The organism is Rummeliibacillus sp. BSL5 (assembly GCF_052928305.1).
Window position 1 is genome coordinate 1379797 of sequence record NZ_JAVGCV010000001.1, and the last position, 26402, is coordinate 1406198.

Sequence of the window (26402 nt, forward strand, 5' to 3'; positions counted from 1 at the left end):
AAGTTAGTTTACTGAACCCTTTCAATAAATACCTGTGTAAAATGTTTATCAAAGACACCCGTGCCTATCTCATTAAATTGTTCATTTAATAATGTATCACGATGCTTTTCGGAATTTAGCAATCCATTGACGGCTTCCGGTGCATCTAAATAATCCTCTGTCACATTCTCGCCCGCAGACTCAAACTGAATGTCGGCATTTTTCAAACGATCTTTAAATGCATCATTTTTTTGTTCTTCTTGCGAAATTTTATTTTTAGCAAGCTTTTCGCTATGCTCCATTGCAAGTTGGTTCAAATCATCTTTCGATGATAATGTCTCTAAACCTTTTTGATTTCTATATACATTCGTCAACTCAAACAATTGTAGTTGATTTTCTCGATCTATTTCCTGTTGTTTAAACGAGGAAGGAACAGAAGGTGTTATCATATCTCCCATATAAGTCATGTCGTATGGGTGTTGTTTAACTAATGTTTCTCCATCAATAAAACGAACAGCCTCTAACGATTTATCTATTTTGTCGAAGTATAATTGGACATATAAACCTTCATACATGACTAAAATGCGCGTTTGTAAATCCTCTTCGTTTAATACAAATGTGTAGATATTATCATTAATCTTTACCGTCACTTCTGAATCTGTGATTGTATTGCGATAAAGTTCATCAATTCCCTGGCCTATTTTAAAAGGCAGGGCCTCAGCTTCCTTACCGGCAATATATAGTTGCTTCACTTTTCCATGCTCTACGCCAGCTAAAACATAATTCGCATCAGATAGCGGATACACCCACCAATCAAAATCGTAACCAGAAGGACTCTTGCGTGTTGGTTCTCCTAGTGTCTTCTGTAACTCTTTGGTTGATTGGCCGACTAATGTGGATAAACCACTGGTTGGCCGTTCAACCGTATTTTGATTAAGATTGCTGGGCGCTTTATTTTGCGGAATTACCTTTCCATTCGAATTTGGTGCTTTTAAAGGCTCATTTTCTTTGACTGGTTGATTTAAGTAAAAAAATACAATTAGTAGTACTGCTAATATAATTAAAACTCTCCATAATACTTTCAAGTTAACCTCTCCAATTTGTTGTTATACTTATTATACCTATACCTTCGACTGATTAACAATGTTGCCATTGCAACAAACGTTATTTTGCTCTATTATAAAATGGAACCTATATTGTACGAAAGAGTCGAAGGAGGATTTTGCAATGTATTTTGAAAATACGGGACTTGAAAACAAAAGCGCACATATTACTTTACTTGATGATTTAATGGAGAAACACGGATTAATCCGTGCTACAGGCTGGGACTATGAACGTATCACTTGGGATCGTAAATTCGTAGTCACTGAAGGCACTTATTATCTACGAGTGTTTGGTATTTCAAAAGAAGGTGACAATGGATCTAACGATTCTATTATCACACTTTCTAAACCAGTTCTAGGCAAGCACTATTTCCCACATGGCGTAGAATATGGAGACAATGAGATTTACCCTGCACAAGTGGTAAAAACTTGTCAACAAGAATTAGCAGCATTAGCAAATGAGTTAGAGCAATTTTAATATTTTCATACTTTTATAGACATATCACTAATTGATATGTCTATTTTATTTGTCCTATCGAGCGGCTGTAGATTCTTAATTGCATAATTTGGAGAAAACTTCACACACTATGTCAAATAGTTATGGGTGATGATAAGATGATACAACCGATTCAACAATTTTTTATAAAGTACTGGCCTTTGATCCTCATTGTTATAGTCGCAGTTTTCTCCTTTTTATATGCACGCCCCATCCTCTTAGCTTTTTTAACTGCACTATTATTAAATCCCCTTGTAATGAAAGTTGAAAAATATTGGAGGAAAAGCAGACGCTTTATCGTATTCATCTTTTTTATTATTTTCAGTATATGTATCCTTATTTGCTGTTATTTGCTCTACACGGTTATTCTCATAAAAATCAATGAACTCTCCATATGGGTGCCCCATTTAATAGCTACGCTAAATGAGAACTGGATTATGTTGCAATCCAAAATCTCAACAATGACCCATGATCTACCACGCCCTATTATCTTATCCATTCAGTCTTGGATTGGAGACATGTTAATTAGCTTGCAAGAATTAGCAACTAACTATGTTGAGGCTGATCGTATGCTCAACCTATTTCAGCATATCCCCTCTCAAATCTTCAAGCTATTTATTTATTTTTTAGCTCTTTACTATTTAATGCTTGAATATCCCAAAATCATCGCTTCATTTCGAAAGTGGACTCGTCTTGAACATAGCACCTTTATTGCCCTTTTCTACCAACATTTTAAAAAAGGGGCTTTTGATTTTGTGAAAGCTCAACTGATTGTAAGTTCAGCCATTTTCTTTGTTACTCTCTGTGTTTTACTATTCATTATACCTAAGTACGCATTGTTCATGGCACTCCTAGTATGGTTTGTCGATTTGTTGCCTCTTTTAGGTGGTATGATGGTACTTCTGCCATGGGCTGTTTTTAATCTGTTAAACGGTGATACCTTGACTGGCACTATTCTACTTATATTAGCGATTGTCGTCATTGCGTTAAGACAGATACTCGAAACAAAAGTAACAAGTAGTCATCTTGGGCTTCCTCCGCTTACAACGCTGATTTGTATGTATGTTGGTTTTGAGATTTTCGGTGTTATCGGTTTCTTTATCGGACCTATTTTTGCCATTTTGATTGTTGTAGTGAAACAATTCAGGCAAAGCTGGATATTTATTAATGAAAAACAAAAAGGCTAACTTCTTCGCAGAAAGTAGCCTTTTTGTTCATGCTTATAGTTTGTCCATAGGTTTAGTGATTATTTAATATCGCTTTAATAACAGAAGTTGTAGGACCCCCACTAAAGAAAACATAGAGCAGTAGGTATACAGCAACGCCAGTAATTGCTACGAAAAACCAAATAATACTAGTTATTGGAGCGATTTTTCGATGACGCTCTAATTTATTCGTAAACCCAGCAATTAGCGTAACAATCCCGAACACTGCTCCCACAGTTGCTAATGTAATGTGGAAAACAAGGAATATTGTATAATAAATTTTTAAATGCTCCGGTCCACCAAAAGCTGTATTTCCAATAAACACTGTTCTTGATACATATATCAGGAAGAACAATAAAGCAGAAATGGCGGCAGCAATCATAGTTTTTTTGTGCGCTTCAATTTTTCTTTGTTTAATTAAAACCCAACCGATCGCAATAAGTATTGCACTTAATACAATAAAAGAGGTACTAATTGTCGGTAACAGAGGCAAACTCATACTTCTTCTCCTCACAAATAATATTATTTAGTTTAAAATTGATTTCCATAAAGTCGTTGTCTTTCTTTTAATGCATCTTGAGTAATTTGATCCGCATTTTCTTGCTCATCTCTATACCAAGTAATAAATACGCGACCTAACACCACTGCAAAAATAATTTCTTGAATTATTTTCATAAGTACCCCGCCTAATTGTTGATCTTCTAGGGATGACATGCTTGTAAACAATTCAGGACCGGACAATGTTAGACCTTGTAAAGTAGAGGCCGGGACACAAAGCGCCATCGCTTTCATCCACATAGCACCATCTGTATATGTTGCATAGAAAGGCGTGTTAGAAAAAATAATCAATGCGCATGCTGGTGTTATTAAAACGGCATTTGCAATAATATAAAACAACTTATTCAAATTCTTCATTTTAGGCTCATCCTCTACTGTATTAAGCAAAGGCCAATACATAAACAAAGCAGAGAGGAAAAGAATAAATGTATAAAGCGAATGTAATGTTTCATGTAGCTTAATATAGTCAAAGAGAATCGGTAAATGATACACGGAAAACATTAATACAAAAAAGATAATAGCAAAAATTGGTTTAGTCATGAAGTGAAATATTGGTTTAATATAAGGTAAATTGATTACCGTTTTCCATAACCAATTTGGAATACCCATGATAATAAATATAGGGATTAAAAGCAGCAATAAAGCCATTTGCACCATATGCATAGTAAACATAATGTGCGACATTAAATCTATTGGAGAGCCAATGACGGTATAGACTAATAACATGGCAATAAGGAATGATATAGCTTCACCCTTTTTTAAAGGTAGACTATTTTTAAAATCCTTTCTCCACTTCACTGTTATCAAAAAGTAAAGAATGGTTAGGAATACTAATACAATTATTAGGCCCGGACTCCACATTGCTCGGAAACCGAAAATACTTAGAGGCATTAATCTTCGCTCCTTTTTATTCACTACCTACATTATATAGTCGTTCAGATGAAACTACAATGAACGATTCATGACATTTCCACTAAGAGTACTGTATCTTATTTTACTTTAGTGCAAAAAAAGAACCAAGCTAAAGAGCTTGGTTCTTTCTTAATTACCACCAAATTATTGTTACAAAAGCTAGAATCATTGTAAATGCAACGATCATGCCAGAATACATAAAGAACTGCATAATGCCTGTTCCCTTTTCGCTTAAGTGCATAAAGTAATAAAGTTGAAGTGCAACTTGAACTCCTGCAAACAATAAGATCAGAGGGACTACTAGGAATGCTGAGAATCCAGCTTGAACAGTGGCGAAAGCGACAAATGTCAAGAATATCATAATCGCAAAAACAGTTACTTGGTTACGCATCGCTTGGCTAGCTTTGCGACGATTATATTTATACTCTTCCTCGCTTCGTGCTTCTACATGGACATCATGTGACATTATTTAATCACTCCCATCAAGTAAACTACTGTGAAGATGAATACCCAAACAACATCAATAAAGTGCCAATACAATGAAGCAATAAAATACTTAGGTGCATTGTAAAGGTTTAAACCACGTCCAGCATTTCGAACCATTAACAATACAATCCAAGCTAAACCAATCACAACGTGCAATCCATGTGTTCCAACTAATGTATAGAAAGAAGATCCAAATGCACTTTGTGAGAAAGTAAATCCTTCATGCACATAGTGAGTGAACTCGTAAATTTCTAAGCCTAAGAAGCCAAGGCCAAGCAATACAGTGATCGCCAACCAAGCTTGCATACCTTTAAAATTGTAGTTCTTCATATGGTACATTGCATAAACACTTGTTAATGAAGATGTTAAAAGCAACATCGTCATGATAAATGCAAGAGGTAATTCAAATAAATTTTGAGTAGTGAATTCCATTCCACTTGGCCCTTTGTTTTTAAGTGCCAAGAATGTTGCAAACAAAGTAGCAAATAACACTGTTTCTCCACCAAGGAAGATCCAGAAGCCCACTACCTTATTTTTACCTTCTGCAGTAGAAAGTTCTGGATGTTCAGGCCAAGATTGTGGGGTGAATTTAGATTTTAAATTCATTATTCATTACCCCCTTTGTCATTCAATAAATCTTCTTTGTGAATATGATATCCAAGATCATCTTTAAGAGAACGTACAATCATCGCACCTAATGTGATAGCTAATCCAACAATCAACGCTACAAGTGACCATGGTTTATCTGCATCTTGATTATAAAGAGCACCGAAACCAGCTACGAATAGACCGATTACCATTACGAATGGAATGAAAGAATTGTTTGGCATATGGATATCTGAAATTGGTTCAGCATATGACATACCTTCTTTGTTTCCTTCCATTTTTTCAATCCAGAAAGTATCTAGCCCACGTACAAGTGGTGTTTGTTTAAAGTTATAAAAAGGTATTGGTTGTGGGATAGCCCATTCAAGCGTACGTCCGTCGCCCCAAGGGTCGCGTCCACAAGGTTGCCCTTTAATTGATGTAATAATTACATTTATAACTAATAGGATAACCCCAATTGCCATGAAGAATGCACCGACAGTTGAAATTAAGTTAAATGTATCTAATCCTTGATTTGGAAGGTATGTGAATACACGACGAGGCATACCCATTAAACCTAAGAAATGTTGGATGAAGAATGTTAGATGGAAACCAATAAAGAAGAACACAAACGTAATCTTTCCTAATGTTTCATTTAACATTCTATTAAACATAATCGGCCAGTAGAAATGAGTAGCAGCCAATAATGCTAGGACAATCCCACCAACGATTACATAGTGGAAGTGAGCTACGATAAAGTAAGAATCATGCAATTGGTAATCGACAGGAGCTGCAGCTTGCATTACCCCAGTCACACCACCAGCAACAAACGATGGAATGAAACCAAGTGCATAAAGCATAGGAGTGGTTACTCTGATTGAACCGCCCCACATTGTACATAGCCAGTTGAACACTTTCATACCAGTCGGTACTGCGATAGCCATAGTTGCAATAGCAAAGATAGCATTAGCAGTAGCACCAAGACCTACAGTGAACATGTGGTGAGCCCAAACCATGAAGCCTAGGAAACCGATTAAAATTGTTGCAAATACCATTGATGAATAACCGAATAGGCGTTTACGTGCGAATACAGGAATAATCTCTGAATAAATACCAAACGCAGGAAGTACTAAGATATATACTTCTGGGTGTCCAAAGATCCAGAATAAATGTTCCCAAATAATTGTATTACCACCCATTGTATGGTCAAAGAAGTTCGAACCAAACATACGGTCGAAGATCAAGAAGAATAGACCAATTGTTAATGGTGGGAATGCGAATAAGATTAATGCGCTGGCAATGAATGTTGTCCATGTCATTAAAGGCATACGCATAAATGTCATACCTGGTGCGCGCATATTTACAATTGTTACGATAAAGTTGATCCCTGATATTAACGTACCAGCACCGGCGATTTGCAAACCGACTGCATAGAAGTCAATACCATGACCAGCAGATGCTAATGATAATGATGCGTATGAAGTCCAACCAGCATCAGGAGCTCCGCCTAAGAACCAAGAAAGATTTAAGAAAATACCACCCCAGAAAAATAACCAGAAGCCTAGTGAGTTTAGGAATGGAAACGCTACGTCACGTGCACCAATTTGTAGTGGTACAACAGCGTTCATGAATGCAAATAACAACGGCATGGCAGCAAGGAAAATCATTGTTGTCCCGTGCATTGTTATAATTTCATTAAAGAGACCCGCACTTACAAAATCATTATCTGGTTTTGCAAGTTGGATACGAATGAGCATTGCTTCGATACCGCCGATGACGAAGAAAAGTGTACCGGCAAGTAGGTAAAGAATGGCGATTTTTTTATGGTCGACTGTTGTTAAATAGTCCCATATAGTTGCGCCAAAGCCCTTTTTCTTTGCAGTTGAGCTCACAACCTTAACCTCCTTCAAAATAATTCAATTAAATTTTTACATTAAGTATTATTTTTCTACAGATAAGCCCATTAAATATGCAGCCAATGCATCTAGCTCTTGATCTGAGAATTTCTTGCCATTATTAATTTTTTCAGGTTGAGGCATTGTATTGCCCGGTTTTACAGATTGTGGATCGTTAATCCACTTTTTAATTTCTTTTTTATTATGGTCAAGCACACCTGCAACGCGGTTACGGTCACCAAATGTTGCTAAGTTAGGTGCAATTCCTGTACCTTTACCATCGCCAGATACAGCATGGCAAGTAATACAGCTTGTTTTAAAGATATCTTCACCTTGTTTTTCCAAGTCGCCTGAAGCTACATGGTTTTTAGATGCTTTCATTTCAGAAACCCAGTTATTAAAGTCTGCTTTGCTCAATGTTTTTACTTTAAAGTCCATTAATGCATGGGAAGGACCGCAAAGCTCAGCACATTTACCGTAGAAGACGCCTGTTTCAAGATCTTTTGATTCTTTGTCAAATTCTAAGTAAAATTTGTTGATGTTTTCAACGTTTGTATCCATTTTACCACCGATAGTCGGGATCCAGAATGAATGTTTTACGTCTCCTGATTTAAGGTTAAAGTAAACTTTTTCACCTGTAGGAACAACTAATTCTTGGGAAGTAACGATTCCTTCGTTTGGATACTCAAATTGCCACCAATATAATTTTGCAGTAACATTTACAGTTACAGCTTTTGCTTTACCATCAGCGTCTTTTGCATCCATAGCTTTCGTATCAGCAAATTTGTAAGTAAGTGCAACTGTTGGAACAGCTAAGATTAGAAGTAAAATGATTGGAATTACTGTCCAAAGCACTTCTAAAGTAGTACTACCTTCTACTTGCTTAGGAATAACATTTTCTCCAACTTTTTTGCGTCGGAATTTGACGATTGCAAGTACATAGATTACTACTACTACCAAAATAACAAGCGTCATGATAGCCGTTGCTAAAAGCAGTAAGTTGTGTTGTTCTCTACCAACTTCACCAGCGGGTGTTAAAGTTGATAAATAGTTTTTGCCACAACCCGAAAGGAAAACAATAAGTGCTGTTAGCAATGCAAATAGACGCCACTTTTTAAGCCCTTTCATCATAGCTTAATTAAACCCCTCTTTCTTTGTTGTATTTCATGTGTAACCAGGACTGTGGTTGTTTTATATGAATTCTTTAAAAAGAAAGAACTCCGTAGTTATAAAGGCTTTGAATATATTCAATGGAACTTTTGCCACTGCCATATAGTCTAATGAGTAAATAAACTCTTTATTCGCCCAAGAGAAATCGTTTCTCAGCCTAAAAAACTTCAATGCAAGTACAAACTAACTTAATCGTAGTATTAAATAAAATCAAACTAGTTTGGACGGTAAAACGGAAACGGATATAAGAGCTATGCCTACACTGGTAAAATCAATCAATCATCTTTGCAATTACAAAGAAAAGAAAGAGGTCACCAAGCTAAAAGGATGCAAATATACATCTACAAAAAATATCTACTACTTCATAATCATCCAACGGCAGTCCAGCCAAAATTTCAGTACGTCCTTGAAATATCAGCTGTAATTTGCTCCCACGCCTTCGCTTTAGACCACATTGAATATAAAACGACAGTTATAATCCTGCTAGTCTCCACACGCCGGCAGCATTCTATGCCTAAATAACAAAACTTCGCTCCAAAAAGAAAATAAGTTTAAATGCCTGTTTAGACATAGTTCGCCTAATAGACATTTTACCCTTCCATTCAATTTGATAAGCACATTCCGTTAAACATACTATAACCAAAAAATGCGATTATTTCTAGACGAAAAGCAAAATTTCGTGTCGACGCGCTGGAATAATTGGTAACCATAACACAACATATCTATAGTAAATCATTTTAACCACTAATAATGTGAAGGATGTGAAACGAATTTATGAACATTTTGTGAAATAAATAGACCGATAGATTACCAATTTTTTTTACAAGTTGTTTTTTGGTAATATTTTCGATATTATCGAGATTGAAAGTATCACACGTTACGTGATTACTATAGATAAAGTAGGTGTCAAAATATGCAACAAAGTAAATACATGAAGTGGTTTGCTGTTGCTGCAACAATTGGAATGGCGCTCATATTACTGGGCGGAGCTTTGGTCACCAAAACTGACAGTGGAATGGGTTGCGGCAGAAACTGGCCTGATTGCAACGGTTCCTTAATACCAACACATATTACTCCAGAAATTTTAATTGAATTTTCTCATCGTGTTGTGACAGGTTCGGTATCTATCTTAATCTTTATATTATCTTTTTGGTCTTGGCGAAAACTTGGACATGTAAGGGAAGTTAAATTCCTTTCTTTTCTTGCGCTCTTCTTTTTGATCGCGCAAGCATTAATTGGTGCAGCCCAAGTGCTATGGGGACAAGGAGATTTTATTTTAGCTCTGCATTTTGGTATTTCTCTCATTTCTTTTGCAGCTGTTTTCTTACTCACATTAATTATTTTTGAAGTAGACCAGAAATTTAATGCGAACAACGTTCACATTGGCGGCGTATTAAAATGGAACACGATCGGCGTTACTATATATTCCTATCTTGTTGTGTATACTGGAGCCCTTGTTCGCCATACAAATTCTAGTTTAATCTGTCCTGATTGGCCATTATGTCGTAATGACCAAATGGTTCTACCAGGTAACTTTTATGAATGGGTGCAAATGGGCCACCGTTTAGCAGCAGGCTTAATTTTTATTTGGGTTCTTATTATTGCTATACATGTTATCAAGCATTATAAAAAACAGCCGGTGCTTTACTGGAGTTGGATTATCGCACTTATAATTGTCTGTTGCCAAGTCATTGCCGGCATGGGCGTTGTATTAACTAGGCTAAATATCGTTGTTGCGCTTTTACATACGTTATTTATTTCTTTATTATTCGGCTTACTATGCTACATGATAATGCTGATATCCAGAAGCAGCCACCAGGCTAAAAAATAAAATTTCGTTATTGCAAAAGCATTAAACACAAAATGAAAAGAAGAGGCGTTCTGTTAAACTTAACAGGATAGCCTCTTCTTTTTTCTTCTCAGTTTGACCTTAAAGCAATTGATTAATAAGATAACATTTCTGCTTAAGACTCAATTTCAATAAGCAAGTCTCCGGTTGAAATGGCGTCGCCTTCTTTAACGTGTACTTCTTTAATCACGCCATCTTTTGGCGCTTGAACAGTGGTCTCCATTTTCATCGCCTCAGTAATTAAAATATGCTCGCCCCGTTTTACTTCACTTCCTGGCGAAACAACTACCTTCAAGACAGTGCCAGGCATAGTTGCGCCAATTTGGTTGGCGTTAGATGGATTGGCTTTTGGCTTTCGCTCTCCAGCTACTTCGACTGTCATATCTTGAATCACAATTTCACGGGATTGTCCATTTAACTCAAAATAAAGCACACGCGTTCCGTCATGCTGGGGCTCCCCAATTGAGACCAACCTAACAATAAGGGTTTTTCCCTTTTCTATTTCCACTTCTATTTCTTCGCCTAATTTCATGCCGTATAAGAATGTTAATGTATCTAATACAGATACATTGCCAAACTTCGAAACAGTTTCCATATATTCTTCAAATACTTTCGGATACAACGCGGAAGCTAATACTTCATGACTGTTTATAGGGCGATTGTATTTGTTAAAGAGATCATCTCGTATTTGTGTGAAATCAATTGGAGCAAGCAACTTTCCAGGTCTATCAGTAATAGGTACTCGATCCTTTAACACAGCTTTTTGCAGCTCTTTCGGAAAACCACCATAAGGTTGGCCAATATAGCCCTCAAAGAATTCAATGACTGAATCCGGGAAATCGATAGCATGGCCTCTTTCAATGACTGATTTTTCATCTAAGCCGTTTTGCACCATGAATAATGCCATATCTCCTACCACTTTCGAAGATGGGGTAACTTTAACGATATCCCCAAACAATAAGTTCACGCGTGCATACATCTTTTTCACTTCTTCAAAACGGTCGCCAAGGCCTACTCCCTTCGCTTGTTGCTGGAGATTGCTGTACTGGCCCCCTGGCATTTCATGCACATAAATTTCAGAATGAGGACTAATCATGCCACTCTCAAAATCCTTATAATACTTTCTAACATCCTCCCAATAGGTTGAGAGTCTTTCTAATCCTTTGATATTAGCCCGTACATGCCGTTTATTGCCTTTCATTGCATAATACAAGCTGTTTGCACTTGGTTGTGATGTTAAGCCAGCCATAGCCCCTAAAGCTGTATCTATAATGTCTACACCTGCTTCAGCTGCTTTGGCATATAAATAAATGCCATTCCCGCTTGTATCATGTGTATGCAAATGTATAGGCAACTCGGTTGATTCTTTCAATTCAGAAATTAGTCGATAGGCTGCCTCTGGTTTTAAAAGACCAGCCATATCCTTTATCGCTAATATATGAGCACCAGCGGCCTCTAATTCCTTCGCCATATCTTTATAGTACTGTACTGTATACTTTGCTCTTGAGTCATCTAAAATGTCTCCTGTATAGCAAATGGCGGCTTCGGCGACTTTTCCCGCATCTCTAGCTGCATCAATGGCCACTTCCATTCCCTTAATCCAGTTAAGGCTATCAAAAATACGGAATACGTCGATACCTGCTTGAGCAGACTTTTGGATAAATTCTTTAATTAAATTGTCTGGATAGTTTTTGTAACCTACTGCATTAGCTCCTCGCATTAGCATTTGGAATAATACGTTTGGTATTTTTTCACGTAGTGTGATTAATCGCTCCCATGGATCTTCTTTTAAGAATCGGTATGCTACATCGAAGGTTGCCCCTCCCCACATTTCCAGTGAGAAGAAATTGTCCATGATTCTGGAGGTCTCCTCTGCAATTTCATACATATCATATGAACGCACACGTGTAGCAAGAAGCGATTGGTGGGCGTCTCTCATCGTTGTATCTGTCAATAACAGATCATCTTGCTCGCGAATCCACTTTACTAATCCGTCAGCGCCTCTCTCATCTAAGATTTGCTTAGTACCGCCTGGTATAACAATTTTGCGGTCAATTGGCGGCTTGTGTGCTTTTGTAAAAAGAGGCTTTGATTTTTTCTCAATGCCTGGGAACCCATTTACCGTCACATTGCCAATGTAGCTAAGTAATTTAGTACCGCGGTCTCTTGCAAGCTTGAATAAAAATAATTCCGGCGTCGTATCAATAAAGCTCGTATCAAATGCTCCATTAATAAAATTAGGATGCTTAACGACATTTTCTAAAAACGGGATATTTGTTTTGATACCACGAATACGAAACTCTTGTAGATTTCGATCCATTTTAGCTGCAGCTTCTTTAAATGTATTTCCCCAAGTTGATACTTTTACTAATAAAGAGTCATAGTGTGGTGATATGACAGCTCCTTGGAAGCCGTTTCCTGCATCTAGTCTTACACCGAACCCACCGCTTGAACGATATACCATTAACTTGCCTGTGTCAGGCATAAAGTTGTTTTGTGGATCCTCTGTTGTTACCCTTGATTGTATCGCAAAGCCAAAGAGCGGTATTTTAGATTGATTTGGTATATTAATCTCGCTACCATGCAAATCATAGCCATTGGCAATGTTAATTTGTGCATGGACAATATCAATTCCTGTCACCATTTCCGTAATTGTATGCTCAACTTGAATACGTGGATTGACTTCAATGAAATAAAACGCATCTTCTGCGACTAAAAATTCCACCGTACCCGCATTAACATAATCTACATTTTTCATTAGTTTGACTGCCGCTTCACAAATTCTTTCTCGTAAGCTTTGTGAGATCGAATTAGACGGAGCAATTTCTACTACTTTTTGATGGCGTCGTTGGATTGAACAGTCGCGTTCGTATAAGTGAACAATATTCCCCTGTTCATCACCTAATATTTGAACTTCAATATGTTTTGGTCGTAGTATACATTTTTCAACGTACACTTCATCAGAACCAAAAGCTGCCTTTGCTTCTGATTTCGCCCGATTATAAGCTTCTTGTGCTTCTTCTGCTTTATGTACAACGCGCATGCCTCGTCCACCGCCGCCAAGAGCCGCTTTAATCATAATAGGATAGCCATATTCATCTGCAAATGCCCTGACCTCTTCAATGGTTTCGACCGGACCGTTAGAACCAGGAATGACTGGTATTCCTGCAGTAATCGCCTGTTCACGTGCTTTGACCTTATCTCCAAACATATCTAAGTGCTTGGACTTAGGGCCAATAAAGAGAATGCCTTCTTCTTCACAACGTTTTGCAAAGTCTAAATTTTCAGATAAAAAACCGTAGCCTGGGTGAATGGCATCTGCTCCCGATTCCTTGGCAATCGTTAAAATCCCCTCGATATCTAAATATGCATCGATCGGTTTCTTGCCGCTTCCTACAAGATAAGCTTCGTCAGCCTTATAACGATGGAATGACCCGCTGTCTTCTCTTGAATAAATAGCAACTGTTTTAATGTTCATTTCTGTGCAAGCTCTAAAAACTCGAATGGCAATTTCACCGCGATTAGCAACTAAAATTTTACTAATTGGCATAGTAAATCCTCCTTAAAGTATAATAGCTAGTCAAAAAGAAAAACAGAAATATATAATAAAAATTTGATGTGTTTTCAGGAATAAAATACAAGAATTTCTCATTTGTAGTGACCGACAAGCCTCCTAATAAATAAATTGAGGCTTATCATCACTCGAGAGATTCATAGCTACATATTCTTTACACATCAAATTAATATCCCAAAATTGAGAAGAAACTTTTATTCTAATCTTTCATTGTTATATTGTTCTCTTTTAACCATCATAGAAACATTGGCTAATATCCCCATAGCTAAAGATAACAAAATTACTGAGGTACCGCCATAACTTATAAATGGAAGCGGTACACCTGTTAGTGGAATGATACCACTCAGTCCACCAACATTGACAAATGTTTGAATGCCAATCCAACTACCGACTCCAGCAGCGATCATTCGAGCTAATGGATCTTTTGCTTTGATGGCAATACGCATGGATCGATAGACAATAAAACCTAAGCCAAACAGGACAACTGCGATCCCGAAAGTCCCCAGCTCCTCTGAAATAATCGCTAGGATAAAGTCAGTCTGCGGCTCTGGGAGGTAGCCCATTTTTTGAACAGACTGGCCTAAACCAAGCCCCTTTACTCCGCCTGAGCCAATAGCATAATATCCATTTACCATTTGATACCCAAAGGCATCTGCGTCCTTAAAAGGATCTAGATATGCTTTTAAACGACCCATTCTGCGTTCTGTAAAAAATGAATCTTTGAAAATAAACAAAAGTAAAAATACAGCGAGCATACCACCTATTAGCGTGCCGATAATTTTTCCGAATGTCTTAAATTTCATGCCGCTTGCCGCCATTACGGAAAGGACAATAATCGTTAACAAGCCGATTGCCCCCATATCAGGTTCCAGAGCAATAAAGAATAATACAACCATAAATACACCAATAGGCGGAACGATTGATTCATTAATTATATCTATTTTACCTGTTTCGCGCTTTTTAGTGAAAAAGGCTGCAAAGTAAAGGATCATACCTAGCTTAGCCAATTCGGAGGGCTGTAAGTTAAAGAGACCAAGATTCAGCCAACTCTTTGCGCCAGAATTACCAGGGCTGTACCCTACAAAAAAGACTGCGATTAATAAAAATAACATGGCGCCGATAATAAATAGCATCATACTGCGGTCTTTATAGCGCTTGTATGGAATAATAAACCCTATTAAAAATGTAACCATTGCTAGTATAAGATTGACTAATTGTCTTTTATAGAAATAATCCGGTGCTTGTCCTAATGTATTGACAGCCCAAAACATACTGGAACTATAAATCATGACCAAACCGAACAAACATAGTAGTACAAAAGTAAAGAATAAAGGATAGTCAAAATACTTCGCATATTTTTTGAAATATGTTTTCATGTTATTACCTCTTCGTTTAGCAAAAAAACCCAAACAACGTTGTGTTTGAGTTTTCTTTTATTTCTCTGTGAATGCATCGTGCAAAGCAGATAATTCTTTCTCTAGTGAATCGAGAATCTCTCTGCCTTTATCACGTTCAAGCAATCCAAGTTTAACTGCAAAGTCAATTTCACGCGATAAACCAAACATTTGCGTGTCTAAAACTTCTTCATACAACGGACATTGAGGCATTGTCAAATGCTCCATTTGTACTCTTATTAATTTTGCTATTTTATCCGCATCGGCAATTAGGAGTTCCAATGCTTTCTCCTGATACGAATTTTGAGATTTTGTATCCATGAGGACGCCCCCATTACCTGATATTTCTTCAATTCTATCTTAATAAAGTTTATCTTTTATAAAAGGAAATTGCAAGTATCTATATAGTAAATTAAGAATCCCCATATAATTTCTTTCTATCTTGTTCTTAAAAGCGTTATACTAAAAAAGAGTTTTGATTAGAGGAGGAAGATTTATGGAATCCATCATCCAAATAAAAGGTGAAGTTAATTTTCAGATCACATTAGATCCAACTGTATGGATTTTTGATGACCGCAAAATTGATTTAGACCAATATTTCACTGAAAAACACGTTGAAATAGATGCTGATGAAGAGTATATCGAAAAAGCCGGAAAGTTTTGGTCTCGCGAAATTATGGAAGGCGCTACTTTCCCGCCAACTTTAAAAACAGAACGGAAATTCGACCGACAAAAAATGATGTCAGGCACATTTGGCATCAAAATCGAACCATTTATTCAAAATGCTGAACCTAAAACAGGTGCAACGTCTATTATTTTTGGTACACAGAGCGGTGAACAGCATAGCTTCCCTATCGAAGAAGCCAAAACTTTCATTTTCCAATTTAGCCAAGAAGGAAAAATGTTATCACAGGATGGCCCTGTTTATTTATTATTTAATGATGGATCAAATCTTGAAAATCCTATTAAAGGAATCACATCATTAGAGGTGAAATAGGGGGGAACACAATGAGAGTTAAATGTGTGATTTGCGATGAATTTAGCGAAATCCCTGATTTTTCACCCCTTGCAAAGAAATTGCGAAATCGGCCAATTCATACGTTTATGTGTGAGACATGCCACGATCGCATATCTGAAAAAACGCATGAACGTTTAAAGACAGGCAAGTTCCGCTTTATTCGGCATACCAGCTTGCAGCAAGATAATTTCTAACTTCATAATAAAAGCTTTTTTAATAGTGTTGTTGCATCTCAGGCAACAACTAATGGGAACGTCTAATTTGTGGACGTTCCTTTCTTATTTCGCCCGTTATTAAAGTAATTTATATAAATGTAACCCTACCAATGTACTTGAAGTTATGACTAAATCATAGACTATTCTCCTTTACTATTACTTTTACTTATATTAAATAGTTCCCTTACTATATACCTTTTTCCTTCCCCTATTGTATTAATCTTCTCTTCAAAAGAACAATCCGTACATAAAAAAACGATGCCATAAAGGCATCGTTTTTTATGATGTAGCTTCTTTCTTTTTATCCCGGCGCAATCGCATTCTATAGACAATAAGAACGAGAGCCGCAACAATCAATCCTTCTACCATTGGTAGGAAGAAAGCTAGGAATGTAAGGATGATACATCCAACAAATAAAAATACGTAAATTACACCTGTTTGCCAAGGCTTTAGCCCTTCTCTGGCAAAGCCAAGATGGTATACAATCGCTGTTAGCACAAAGATAACAGCAAATAATATATAACCAGCTATAGTGAAATTAGGGGCACCCTCGTAAATATAGCGAGCAACGCCGGACAGGCGCTCAAATACAAAATCGTGTCCAACTGACGTTGCAGTTGTAGATGTAGCAGCCTGTATAAAATTCAGTTTTAATAATAAAGCTGACTTAAACAAGTCCAACATCCTCCTAACTGGCGAATAATAGCTTACTCAGCATTGCGTAGCTTTTTCGCTGCTTTTTCACGTTCATTTTTATTTAAAATCTGTTTACGAAGACGAATAGATTCTGGTGTAATTTCTAGATATTCATCGTCATCCAAGAATTCTAATGCTTCTTCAAGCGTTAAGATTCGAGGAGTTTTGATTACATTTGTTTGGTCTTTTGTTGCAGACCGCACGTTTGTTTTTTGTTTCATTTTTGTAATATTTACTGTGATGTCACTATCACGTGTATTTTGGCCAACGACCATGCCTTCATAGATTTCAGTACCTGGTTCAACGAATAAAATACCACGGTCTTCTACTTGCATCATACCATAAGTAGTTGCTTTACCTGTTTCCATTGATACAAGCGCACCATTACGGCGGCCACCAACACGACCTGAAGCTACTGGTTGGTATGAATCAAAAGTATGGTTGATAATACCAAAACCTTTTGTTAATGACATAAATTCAGTTGTATAACCAATCAAACCACGTGCTGGTACCATGAAGATCAGACGAACTTGTCCGTTGCCTTCATTGACCATATCTTGCATTTCACCTTTACGATCGCCTAATGATTCAATTATAGCACCTACTGAGTCTTCAGGCACGTCAATTTGAACACGTTCTACTGGTTCACATTTAACACCATCAATTTCACGAATAATAACCTTTGGCTTAGATACTTGCAGTTCATAACCTTCACGACGCATGTTTTCTACAAGAATAGATAAGTGAAGTTCACCACGTCCTGAAACAGTCCATGCATCAGGTGAATCTGTTGGTTCAACACGTAAAGAAACGTCAGTTTGCAATTGAGAATTTAAGCGTTCTTCAATTTTACGAGATGTGATCCATTTACCTTCACGTCCAGCAAATGGTGAATTGTTAACTAAGAACGTCATTTGCAATGTTGGTTCATCAATACGCATTGGAGGAAGCGGTTCTAAGTGGTCTTGAGGACACACTGTTTCACCTACATTGATTTCTTCCATACCGGATACAGCAATCAAATCACCAGAATAAGCTTCTTGGATTTCTTCACGTTTTAAACCGAAGAAACCAAACATTTTAGTTACACGGAAGTTTTTAACTGTGCCGTCCAGTTTTGCAAGTGATACTTGTTGACCAACATGGATAGTACCACGGAATACACGGCCAATACCGATACGTCCAACGAAGTCATTATAATCAAGCAATGCTACTTGGAATTGCAATGGTTCATCGCGAGTATCCATTGGTGCTGGAATATGGCGAATGATTTCTTCGAATAAGCATTTCATGTTTTCTTCTTGTTTGCTTGGGTCTGGATCTAGTGATGCAGTACCGTTAACACCAGAAGCAAATACTACTGGGAATTCAAGCTGATCTTCATCTGCTCCTAATTCGATCAAAAGATCAATTACTTCGTCCACAACTTCTTCAGGGCGTGCAGAATCTTTATCCACTTTGTTGACTACAACGATTGGCGTTAATTTTTGTTCTAACGCTTTTTTCAATACAAAACGTGTTTGAGGCATACAGCCTTCATATGCATCAACTACTAGTAATACTCCATCAACCATTTTAAGGATACGTTCAACTTCTCCACCGAAGTCAGCGTGTCCTGGTGTATCAAGGATGTTAATTTTAGTATTCTCGTAGTTTACTGCTGTATTTTTCGCTAAAATTGTAATCCCGCGTTCGCGTTCGATATCATTAGAGTCCATTGCACGTTCTTCCACATGCTCATTTGAACGGAATGTACCTGATTGTTTTAATAATTGGTCGACTAATGTAGTTTTACCATGATCGACGTGGGCAATAATTGCTATATTTCTGAGATCTTCTCTTAATTTTGTCATTATTCCACTCCACATTCTTTTTTCGAGTCCATAACTGTGCTATTATAGCACAAAAAATTCATTTTGTCTTATTAGCTTTTCCTTTTTATTTTTTTGTGTGAAAGGCTTGCTTAACTCTGTATTTCGTTCGACAATAGACATATCAAGTTTTTCTTGGAGGTTTAAACATGAAAGCAAAAATTGTGATGGCTATCTTTGCTCTAGCGGGCATTTTAGCGATGTGCTCTATTGGGTATGCGATTGCTGCTGGAAGCACTTTCGGTGCGATCGGTGGAATTGTAGCTGTAGTCGTAGTATTTGGCTTAGCGTTCAAAACTAAACGCCAATTTCGTGATCAAGGGCTGTTATAATACTGTAAACTTTCCCTAGAAGGTCTTCTTACCCAGCAATGTGTGGGAAGAAGAGACTGCAGAGTACCATCCCTTTTTCTATAGTAAAAGAAAAGAAGGATTGTCTGATAAAGTTGTTTAAAACCCAACTTCATTAGACAATCCTTTTCTTATTTTAATTCTATATAGTTTTCCACAATCTCTTTGTGGATGAAGGGATTGGCTATAATAAATGTATCCCGCTCCAGTAAATTTATCGGCTGGTTTTCTAAATTACTTGCAATAGCTCCTACTTCATTTGCGATCATAACACCACCTGCTATATCCCATGGCGATAAGCGCATTGAAAGATAAGCATCCATTCTTCCACTCGCAACAGAGACAATTTCTAAAGCTGCTGAACCATATGATCTTGTCCCTCTTACCTTATGTACAAGTTCAATCATGGGTTCATGCTTGATGCGTTTATTAGGCGTCGCCCATACAGCATTCAAACCAATAATCGCTTTGTCCAAAGAAATTTCCTCTAATGTTTTTAATGGCTGATCATTCATGTATGCACCTTGTCCCTCAATCGCATGATATAGGTGATCTCTCATGACATCATATATGTAGCCTAGCTTTCCAATTCCATCAACATAAATACCAACCGAAATGGCAAAATTCCGATGCTGACGTACGAAATTCATTGTTCCATCAATAGGATCGATAATCCATACAACTCCATCGAGTGATTGAATTTTCTCGCCCATCCCTTCTTCCCCAATAATTTTATGAGAAGAATTAAAGGCGCGAATTTTTTCGATGAAAAACAATTCAATTTCACGGTCTATATTTGTGACTAAATCATTTGCATCGGCTTTTGTCTCGATTGTCCACTTTTCAGAAAAGGATTGTCTGATTCGATCTCCGGCTTGGAGAGTAATTGACTTCGCATACACATCTATCTTTGATAATTCCATAAATCCCCCACCCTACTTTTTAGAAACCTTTTGATTTTTTTATTATAACAAAAAAAAACACCTGCTTCTCATATTGATTAGCAAGTGTCACTATGAAGTGAAAGCGGTTATTTCTTTAGGCGAATGCATGGAAAGCCTCCAGTTCCATATGAATTTCCGCTAATCTCGCCTTACTTTCTGACATTTGTTTTGCGTCATTTTTTTGGATGGCGTCATATAATGTAGCCAATTCATAATCAACTTCTAATTGAAGACCTTTAATGTATTGCTTCTCAAAATCCACTTTACGTATAATATGCACGACCTGTTTCATGATATCAGCTCCTTTGTACTTTTTATCAATTCACTCTTTTTATGCTAATGACTATAGCAAGATTGGTAAGTGCTTCTACAAGATTTTTTCCCATATTTCGAATAAAATAAACATAAATCTTTACAAAAGGAGAGGAAATAAGTGGCTGTAAAATGGACAACCGAAGATTTTGATGTTTTTACTATACCCGGCCTAGAGCAGCGTATGGAAGCTCTTACTGAGCATGTGCGTCCTAAATTTGAAGAGCTCGCAAAAACGTACACTACATACTTTACATCTAAGACAGGTATTGAATTTTATCCGCATATCGCAAGACACGCTAGAAGGAAAGTGAATCCTCCAATTGATAGCTGGGTTGCATTTGCGCCAAATAAACGAGGTTATAAAGCGTTGCCCCACTTTGAGATTGGGCTTTTTGAATCGCATGTTTTTATTATTCTTTGTGCTATCTATGAAGCGCCTACTAAAAAGGCGATTGCAGATAACTTATTAAACAATCTTGAAACTGTTAAGGCACTGCCCCATTCATTTTTTGTAACCGGAGATCATTTTGATCCTAAAGGAACCTCTCTTAACGAGGCGATTGAAGATGGAACGCTAGAAAAACTGCTTATTCGTTTAAAGGATGTTAAAAAAGGCGAGTTTTTGATTGGTTTGCAAATACCAAGAGAAGAAGCAATTCAACTTTCAGGAGAAGAATTTGAAGAGAAAACAGAAGAAACATTAGAAGAGCTTATGCCAATTTATAGGTTAATGGCATCCGCAGATTTATCCTAGGTATTAAAGAAGCAATCGATACACTGCAAATTGCAGAAGTTTTCGATTGCTTTTTTGTGCTTAAGTGCGTATTTATATTTGTGTCTAGCGACTTTTTTTCTCACCTTTGATGATTGTGCCATTTTCTTTTGTTTTTGTCTGCTTCACAATATCATAGCTAACATATCCGCTTTCTTCTTCAAACTCGCGGAAAATAGTTTTTTCTTCTGCCATTGATGGGACTATTTCTTTAAATCTACGGTATTTAGATAAAACCTCTTCTCTTTGTACACCTTTTTCATAAGCTTTCTCTACTGTTTGAAAAAAGGAAATGACGTCTACAATTTCGTTTGTTGACCATTCAATTGAAAATGGGTATGAATATTCCATGCTATTACCTGCCTAACTTTATATAGTGTGTTTTGTTCATTGTAAACGTTGAATAAAGAAAACTGCAACCGTTGTTGTTTATTAGCATATTCCCCGGGAAATGAAATTATTCATGCTTATTGTGTCGATGTGTACCCTGAATTCTTATCAAGACATTTATTAAAACAACATAAAAAAAGATTGCCCCAGGAAATCATATACTTTGATTTCCTGGGCAATCCATTCATGTTAGTCTACTTTATTCTCATGTGCCCGGTCTTTTTTCAGGATTCTAGAGAGTAATTCGTATACTAATGGAACAATTAATAGTGTTAAAATAGTCGAACTGATTAATCCACCGATCACCGTTACACCAACGCCTTTTGAAATCAGGCCGCCGCCTTCTGCTCCGATAGCAAGAGGTATTAAAGCACCAATTGTTGCAATAGCTGTCATAAGGATTGGTCGCAAACGGGTTGCTCCTGCTTCAAGTATGGCTTCACGCATGCTTTTGCCCGCATGTTCCATATGAATGATCCTATCGACAAGCACTATGGCATTCGTCACCACTATACCAATCAGCATTAATAAACCAATAAGAGAAGATACACTAATGGTTTCACCAGAAATGTATAGAGCGACTAATGCACCGATCACTGTAAATGGTAATGAGAATAGGATAGCGAATGGCGCTAAACCTTCTCCGAACGTTACCACTAATGTAAAGTAAACGATAGCAATGGCTGCAACAATAGCTAAGCCTAATTGTCCGAAGGCTTCATTCATATCCTCTGCTACCCCACCAGTATCTACTTCTACACTATTCGGCAAATCAAGTTTCTTAATTTCTTTTTCTACCGCTGAAGATGCTTTTGTAACATCTTTGGATGTCACTGTTGCCGTTACATCCGCATAGACTTTACCTTTACTGCGGTTTATTTGATTAGAAGTCGTGCCTTCTTTCACATCAGCTACATCTGAAATTTTCACTTTTTTCCCTAATGGTGAATCAACAGTCTCATTTAAGACATCCTTGAACTCATCAGGAGATGCTGCTTCCTTATGAACATTCACATCAAGTTCTTTACCTTCTCTTGTAACTGTAGTCAATACTTCAGTTTGCGTATTTGGGTTGATCGCCATGGCGATTTGACCAGTTGTCAGACCCAATGCTTTCGCTTTATCTTGATCGATCACCAATGTTTTTTCTTCATAGTTTTCAGCAAGCGAAGACTTCGCATTTTTTAGATGATCTTGTTTTTTCATAATGTTCTTGATTTTATTTACTACTGGTTTAATATCTTCCACTGTATTGCCGTAAACAGAGTAAGAAATTTCATTGCTTGAACCTGTTGATGAAAAATCTTGGCTCTTCCATTTACCTTCATGGCCGATATTTTCTACTTCTTTAATTAACGATTCTTTTTTATCACCAAAGTTTTGCGTGTCTTTGTCATAAATAACATAGACAAGAGCACCATTGCTGTTACCTGGACTCATTGGATTTGCTCCGCCAACAGAAGATTGTACTGTGTCTACATTTTTCTTCTTCATAGCGACTTTTTCAATCTCTTCCACTTTCTCTAGAACTTGGTCACGTGTTTCACCAGGCTTCGGTGTGTATGTTAGGTATACCATTTTTTGTTCATCATCTGGAAGGAAACTAAAGCCTACTAAAGGTGCTAAGAATAAGCTAGCAACTAAAATCACGACTGAAAGAATAGAAGTAATCCATTTATGGTTTAATACCCATTCTAGAATTCGCTTATATCCATTCGCCAACTTGCCGTGCTCTTCTTTTTTCGTCTTTTTCTGACCATACAACTCTTTTTTAAACAATGAATGTGCCATGACAGGTACAATTGTTACGGCCACAATAAGAGATGCGATTAACGCAAACGCCATAGTTAATCCAAATGGCAAGAATAATTCTCCGACCATGCCTCCAACTAAACCTAACGGCAAGAATACTGCAATTGTTACGATTGTTGAAGACAAGATTGGTTTGAACATTTCCATTGTCGCTTCACGAATCAATGCTCGGCCATGCAGTTTTTCGTCTTCAAGGTAAATTCTGCGATAAATATTTTCAATTACAACAATCGAGTCATCAATAACACGCCCAATTGCAACAGTCATCGCACCTAATGTCATCATATTGAGTGAAATATCCATCTGTTTCAAGACGCCTACTGCAATCAATAATGACATCGGGATAGAGATAACTGAGATAATAGTGGAACGAATATTGCGTAGGAACAACATAATGATAATGACAGCGAAAATGGCACCGAATAATGCTTTATCAAGCATTGTTTGGACTGATTCTTCAATTGGCTGTCCTTGGTCAAGTGTAACCTCAATATCCATTCCTTTGTTTTCTTTTTCAAACTTATTAGAAGCTTTTTTTACATCATTTACTACATTGACTGTATTCGCTTCTTGCGATTTAACAACCTGAACAGCGATTGCATTTTGGCCATTTGTACGTGATACTGACTCAACTTCACCGATCACTTTAATTTTAGCTAATTCCCCTAAATTTACGAATGGCTTCGCAGGAGGTGCTTGTTGCATGCCTTGGCCGCCTTGTGCAGCACTGGCTTGCGAAGCATCACCTTGTGCAGCATCTGCTGGTTGTTGAGCTTGAGATGAATTCCCCATTGATACAGGAATACTTAATTTTTTCAAATCTTTAATAGTTGTCATTTTACCATCAACAACTACAGATTGTTCCTCATCCTTAAATTGGAACATACCTAGCGGAACTTTTGTATCCATTGCTTTCACATATTGCTTAATTGAATCTTCTGTTAAGCCATATTGAGCTAATTTCTTTTGGTCATATGTAAGCTCGACCTTTTCCACTTGTTGCCCGGAAACTGATACTGAGGATACTCCGTCAATTCCTTCTAGTTTCGGTACAAAGTAATTTTCGGTGGTTTTTGTTAGGTCTGCGATTGACTGATCCTTATTAGCTACACTTAACGCTACGATGGGAAATGCATTAATATTAATGCGATCAACAGTAGGTTTTTGAGCTGTTTCTGGAAGTTCTACTTTCTCAATCGCTTCCTTGATATTACCCACAGCTTCTTTCATATCTGTTCCATACTTGAATTCAATTTGCAGACTGGAAGCATTTTGATAAGAGTTGGAGTAAACAGAAGAAACTCCCTTTAAATGATTGACTGCTTTTTCATAAGGAATAGATATGTCATCTGCTACTTGTTGCGGAGTGGCACCTGGATAAACAGTTGTTACAGTAGCAACAGGCACTGAAATATCCGGTATTGTTTCTAGCTTCATCTTAAGCCCCGAATAAAGGCCTGCAGCTGCTACAATTATGGTCAATAGCCAAACTGCTAGTTTATTTTTCAGCACAAATTTAATAAGCGAATTCATTCATACACCGTCCTTTTTTGACTTACTGGTCACAATTCAATATAATAAATGACTAGCTGGTCAAAAGTCAAATTATAGAAAGAAAGTATCATAGAAAGAGTGAAACAATGTCAAAACGAGACCTAATTATCGAAAAGTCTATGGAAATCTTATCCGAGCGTACCATTTCATCTACATCTATTCAAGATATTACAGCAGCATGCGGGATATCTAAAGGCGCATTTTATCTTTCTTTTAAATCTAAGGAAGAACTCTTAATTGCAATATTTGAGTATATTATTAGAGATATCACAGCAAAGTATCAGGTTCTCTTAAATTTACAAGCGGAACCTAGGGAGAAACTAATACAGTATTTTGTTATTTCTTTTCAATTTGTCGAAAAGAATTATCCTTTTTTAATGGCACACGGTCGTGAGCTGATTAATATTATAGACCCTAATGCCCTGGAAGAAATCATTCAACAGTTCAAGAGAGCGGATTATGTCGCCTTGTTTCTTTTAGATGAGGTATATGGTAATCAAATATCTCAAAACAAATATGACCTTGTCGTATGTATCCAAGGGTTAGTAAAAAGCTATACAGAGATCATTATGAACCCTAAGCAACGAGTCGACTATTATGAGATGAGCAAGATACTTGCACACCATATTGATGTATTGGCCACAGCTCCAATTGAGCCGTTAATTACAAAAGAAATGTTTGAGTTAAATCATAAAAAAAGCCGACATTTGGAAAAAGAAGAGTTACTATCAGAAATTGAAAAGTGCAAAAAGGATATTCTAGATGATGCAGTATTACAAGACACATTCGATTTGCTAACGGAAGAATTGCAGAAGGAATCTCCACGTAAAGCCTTGTTGCTCGGCATGTCTTCAAATTTAACTTCAAGCAATGAACTTCGTTGGCTTGCTACATTAATCAAACAATATAGCCATCATATGTATGAAAAAAGCAGGACAAATTAAATTGTCCTGCTTTTTATTATTAGTCTGCGATTAGTAGCCCCATACCATTGCAAGAAGCGTACCAAACACCGTAATTAAACCTACAACTACTGCATAAATAATAGTGACGTAGAGAGATTTTTTGTCATCAGTTTCACCGATATGCATGAATAGTATCAGTTGGACTAGCGCTTGAGCAGCAGCTGTAATCAGCAAGATGGTCATAGCCAATCCATTAGACATACCTTTGAACATAATAACAGTTAACGCAGCGAGTGTTAAAAGAAGAGAACCTACGAACCCTAATACGTGCTCTTTAGGAAAAAGTTCTTTCAT

Annotated in this window: 25 protein-coding genes; 8 read left to right on the forward strand and 17 right to left on the reverse strand. The window is 37.1% G+C overall.

The genetic code is table 11. The annotated features are described in order from the left end of the window. Window positions 1-8 precede the first annotated feature (8 nt). Window positions 9-1064 carry a CAP domain-containing protein gene (locus RCJ93_RS07055; protein WP_150283840.1) on the reverse strand — a complete coding sequence of 352 codons (1056 nt, stop codon included), beginning with the start codon at window positions 1062-1064 and terminating at the stop codon, window positions 9-11. A 142-nt stretch (window positions 1065-1206) separates the two neighbouring features. Here RCJ93_RS07055 and RCJ93_RS07060 point away from each other — a divergent pair, with 142 nt between their 5' ends. Together RCJ93_RS07060 and ytvI are read left to right on the forward strand one after the other, a co-directional pair. Continuing rightward, window positions 1207-1560, forward strand: coding sequence for a YugN family protein (locus RCJ93_RS07060; RefSeq protein WP_066785125.1), 354 nt, complete (start codon window positions 1207-1209; stop codon window positions 1558-1560). A 137-nt stretch (window positions 1561-1697) separates the two neighbouring features. After that, window positions 1698-2765 carry a sporulation integral membrane protein YtvI gene (gene ytvI, locus RCJ93_RS07065; protein ID WP_190323378.1) on the forward strand — a complete coding sequence of 356 codons (1068 nt, stop codon included), beginning with the start codon at window positions 1698-1700 and terminating at the stop codon, window positions 2763-2765. Window positions 2766-2817: 52 nt separating this feature from the next. Here the strand turns inward: ytvI and RCJ93_RS07070 are convergent, their stop codons facing one another. The 6 genes from RCJ93_RS07070 to coxB form a co-directional block, all read right to left on the reverse strand. Continuing rightward, on the reverse strand, window positions 2818-3282 hold the full coding sequence (locus RCJ93_RS07070) for a DUF420 domain-containing protein (RefSeq protein ID WP_150283838.1): 465 nt from the start codon (window positions 3280-3282) through the stop codon (window positions 2818-2820). Window positions 3283-3314: 32 nt separating this feature from the next. Next, the gene (ctaG, locus tag RCJ93_RS07075; protein ID WP_251645568.1) at window positions 3315-4232 is read right to left on the reverse strand and encodes a cytochrome c oxidase assembly factor CtaG; all 918 of its coding nucleotides are present in this window, start codon (window positions 4230-4232) and stop codon (window positions 3315-3317) included. Between the two features lie 154 nt (window positions 4233-4386). Beyond that, a complete protein-coding gene (locus RCJ93_RS07080; RefSeq protein WP_066785118.1) occupies window positions 4387-4719 on the reverse strand; it encodes a cytochrome C oxidase subunit IV family protein in 333 nt (110 codons plus the stop codon). Then, window positions 4719-5345 carry a cytochrome (ubi)quinol oxidase subunit III gene (locus RCJ93_RS07085; protein ID WP_066785116.1) on the reverse strand — a complete coding sequence of 209 codons (627 nt, stop codon included), beginning with the start codon at window positions 5343-5345 and terminating at the stop codon, window positions 4719-4721. The genes RCJ93_RS07080 and RCJ93_RS07085 overlap by 1 nt, the downstream gene beginning before the upstream one ends. Further along, a complete protein-coding gene (gene ctaD / locus RCJ93_RS07090; RefSeq protein ID WP_150283836.1) occupies window positions 5345-7216 on the reverse strand; it encodes a cytochrome c oxidase subunit I in 1872 nt (623 codons plus the stop codon). The genes RCJ93_RS07085 and ctaD overlap by 1 nt, the downstream gene beginning before the upstream one ends. Window positions 7217-7264: 48 nt before the next feature. Further along, window positions 7265-8350, reverse strand: a complete 1086-nt coding sequence (gene coxB / locus RCJ93_RS07095; RefSeq protein ID WP_066785111.1) for a cytochrome c oxidase subunit II — start codon at window positions 8348-8350, stop codon at window positions 7265-7267. Window positions 8351-9302: 952 nt separating this feature from the next. On the opposite strand from coxB, the gene RCJ93_RS07100 reads away from it, so the two are divergent. Then, entirely contained in the window at window positions 9303-10220 is a 918-nt protein-coding gene (locus RCJ93_RS07100; RefSeq protein ID WP_147194319.1) for a COX15/CtaA family protein, read from the forward strand. Between the two features lie 133 nt (window positions 10221-10353). Here RCJ93_RS07100 and pyc read toward each other — a convergent pair whose 3' ends face one another. From pyc to RCJ93_RS07115, 3 genes are all read right to left on the reverse strand, one after another. Next, window positions 10354-13788 carry a pyruvate carboxylase gene (gene pyc / locus RCJ93_RS07105; RefSeq protein WP_446738683.1) on the reverse strand — a complete coding sequence of 1145 codons (3435 nt, stop codon included), beginning with the start codon at window positions 13786-13788 and terminating at the stop codon, window positions 10354-10356. 218 nt (window positions 13789-14006) lie between these two features. Continuing rightward, on the reverse strand, window positions 14007-15188 hold the full coding sequence (locus tag RCJ93_RS07110; protein ID WP_066785101.1) for an FtsW/RodA/SpoVE family cell cycle protein: 1182 nt from the start codon (window positions 15186-15188) through the stop codon (window positions 14007-14009). 57 nt (window positions 15189-15245) lie between these two features. After that, window positions 15246-15527: a YlaN family protein gene (locus tag RCJ93_RS07115; RefSeq protein WP_066785098.1), complete on the reverse strand. Its 282-nt coding sequence runs from the start codon at window positions 15525-15527 to the stop codon at window positions 15246-15248. A gap of 175 nt (window positions 15528-15702) precedes the next feature. Here RCJ93_RS07115 and RCJ93_RS07120 point away from each other — a divergent pair, with 175 nt between their 5' ends. After that, entirely contained in the window at window positions 15703-16203 is a 501-nt protein-coding gene (locus RCJ93_RS07120; RefSeq protein WP_446738684.1) for a peptidyl-prolyl cis-trans isomerase, read from the forward strand. Between the two features lie 11 nt (window positions 16204-16214). Continuing rightward, window positions 16215-16418, forward strand: a complete 204-nt coding sequence (locus RCJ93_RS07125; RefSeq protein ID WP_066785092.1) for a YlaI family protein — start codon at window positions 16215-16217, stop codon at window positions 16416-16418. 300 nt (window positions 16419-16718) lie between these two features. On the opposite strand, the gene RCJ93_RS07130 is transcribed toward RCJ93_RS07125, so the two are convergent. Then, the gene (locus tag RCJ93_RS07130; RefSeq protein WP_446738960.1) at window positions 16719-17120 is read right to left on the reverse strand and encodes a YlaH-like family protein; all 402 of its coding nucleotides are present in this window, start codon (window positions 17118-17120) and stop codon (window positions 16719-16721) included. Between the two features lie 26 nt (window positions 17121-17146). Next, window positions 17147-18988, reverse strand: a complete 1842-nt coding sequence (typA, locus tag RCJ93_RS07135) for a translational GTPase TypA (protein WP_446738685.1) — start codon at window positions 18986-18988, stop codon at window positions 17147-17149. Window positions 18989-19155: 167 nt separating this feature from the next. Between typA and RCJ93_RS07140 the strand changes: the two genes are divergently transcribed. Further along, window positions 19156-19338, forward strand: a complete 183-nt coding sequence (locus RCJ93_RS07140; RefSeq protein ID WP_066785085.1) for a DUF5325 family protein — start codon at window positions 19156-19158, stop codon at window positions 19336-19338. 149 nt (window positions 19339-19487) lie between these two features. Here the strand turns inward: RCJ93_RS07140 and RCJ93_RS07145 are convergent, their stop codons facing one another. Together RCJ93_RS07145 and RCJ93_RS07150 are read right to left on the reverse strand one after the other, a co-directional pair. Then, a complete protein-coding gene (locus RCJ93_RS07145) occupies window positions 19488-20279 on the reverse strand; it encodes an inositol monophosphatase family protein (protein ID WP_446738686.1) in 792 nt (263 codons plus the stop codon). Between the two features lie 115 nt (window positions 20280-20394). Further along, a complete protein-coding gene (locus tag RCJ93_RS07150; protein WP_066785078.1) occupies window positions 20395-20592 on the reverse strand; it encodes a hypothetical protein in 198 nt (65 codons plus the stop codon). Window positions 20593-20733: 141 nt separating this feature from the next. Here RCJ93_RS07150 and RCJ93_RS07155 point away from each other — a divergent pair, with 141 nt between their 5' ends. Continuing rightward, entirely contained in the window at window positions 20734-21369 is a 636-nt protein-coding gene (locus RCJ93_RS07155; RefSeq protein WP_150283831.1) for a YktB family protein, read from the forward strand. Window positions 21370-21453: 84 nt separating this feature from the next. On the opposite strand, the gene RCJ93_RS07160 is transcribed toward RCJ93_RS07155, so the two are convergent. After that, the gene (locus RCJ93_RS07160; protein WP_150283830.1) at window positions 21454-21738 is read right to left on the reverse strand and encodes a UPF0223 family protein; all 285 of its coding nucleotides are present in this window, start codon (window positions 21736-21738) and stop codon (window positions 21454-21456) included. Window positions 21739-21966: 228 nt separating this feature from the next. Then, on the reverse strand, window positions 21967-25122 hold the full coding sequence (locus tag RCJ93_RS07165; protein ID WP_446738687.1) for an efflux RND transporter permease subunit: 3156 nt from the start codon (window positions 25120-25122) through the stop codon (window positions 21967-21969). Window positions 25123-25229: 107 nt separating this feature from the next. On the opposite strand from RCJ93_RS07165, the gene RCJ93_RS07170 reads away from it, so the two are divergent. Further along, window positions 25230-26087 (forward strand): TetR/AcrR family transcriptional regulator, encoded by an 858-nt coding sequence (locus RCJ93_RS07170; protein ID WP_446738688.1) that lies wholly within the window; start codon window positions 25230-25232, stop codon window positions 26085-26087. Between the two features lie 30 nt (window positions 26088-26117). Here the strand turns inward: RCJ93_RS07170 and qoxD are convergent, their stop codons facing one another. Further along, window positions 26118-26402 carry a cytochrome aa3 quinol oxidase subunit IV gene (qoxD, locus tag RCJ93_RS07175; RefSeq protein WP_147194357.1) on the reverse strand — a complete coding sequence of 95 codons (285 nt, stop codon included), beginning with the start codon at window positions 26400-26402 and terminating at the stop codon, window positions 26118-26120.